Source organism: Streptomyces sp. URMC 129 (assembly GCF_051386415.1).
Classification (GTDB): Bacteria; Actinomycetota; Actinomycetes; order Streptomycetales; family Streptomycetaceae; genus Streptomyces.
On the sequence record NZ_JBPQTQ010000284.1, the window covers coordinates 1 to 1,012 of the forward strand.

The following is a 1,012-nucleotide window of genomic DNA, read 5'->3' on the forward strand; positions in this document are numbered from 1 at the left end:
CGCCTGCGGCACGGCCGGTGCGGCAGGCACGGCCGGTGCGGCAGGCGCGACCGGGCCCGCGACCGGCTCGGCCGGGGGCTGTGCGGCGGGCACGTCGAGGTACTCCGGCTCGGTGGGCGTGGGTACCGGCGCGGCCCGCTCCGCCAGGGGGCGGACCGGCGACGGCTGCGGAGGGGTGGGGCGGGGCGCCATCGACGCGTCGCCCCAGGCGCCGCTCACACCGGGCATCAGCAGGTCCTCTTCCTCGGTGTCCCCGGCCTCGTCGGCGTGGCCGGGGAAGGGATAGGCCGCGGGAACCGGTACGTCCACCGGCTCCGGCCGGGGGCCCTCCGGGTTCTGGCCGGTGTCCGTCATGCGTCCACCTCGCCCATCGCACGTGCTCCTTCCAACCCCGGACATCGTGGGACATACCCTCAAGTCCGGCCGACGGCACAACGATCCATCAGCCTACCTGGGCCCGTCCGGGCCCCCGGTCACGGGTGCGCCCTGCGGCCCGCGAGCAGGAAGACGACGGCCCGGCCGCGTTCGGACCAGTCGTGGGTGTCGAGTTCGACGGACTGCACGAGCGTGCACTCGACCGTGTAGCCCGCGCCGCTCAACACCCGTCCGGCGGCCTCGGCCTGATCGCGCGTCATCGCGTGCGTCACGATGCGCTGCGGTCTGCGGTCGGCGCACGCGACGAGGGTGCGCGGCCCGCCGCCGCCGATCCGGATCACGTCGGGCTCGGGCAGATCTTCCAGCACCTGGGGGGCCACGCCGCCCACGGTGTGGAGCTGGACTCCCAGGCGCCGCGCGGTGGCCTCGGCCCGGGCGAGGGCCTGGGGGTCGCGGTCGACGGCGATGACGGCGGAGCCGAAGCGGGCGGCCTCGACGGCGGCGAGTCCGTCGCCCGTGCCGACGTCCCACATCAGGTCGCCGACCCGGGGGCCCAGCACGGCCAGTTCGAGCGCGCGCAGCCGGCGGTCGCGGCCGGGGGTGTCCGGGGCGGGGCCGGGGCCGGAGGGCAGCGGGC

Annotated in this window: 1 protein-coding gene and 1 pseudogene; both read right to left on the bottom strand. The window is 77.2% G+C overall.

Going from position 1 to position 1,012, the window contains the following annotated elements; genetic code table 11:
• A pseudogene (locus ACSNOC_RS27785) lies at window positions 1–354 on the bottom strand (hypothetical protein); the annotation flags it as partial.
• Between the two features lie 119 nt (window positions 355–473).
• Window positions 474–1,012, bottom strand: a 539-nt coding sequence (locus tag ACSNOC_RS27790) for a methyltransferase domain-containing protein (RefSeq protein WP_436750337.1), incomplete at its 5' end; no start/stop codon positions are given.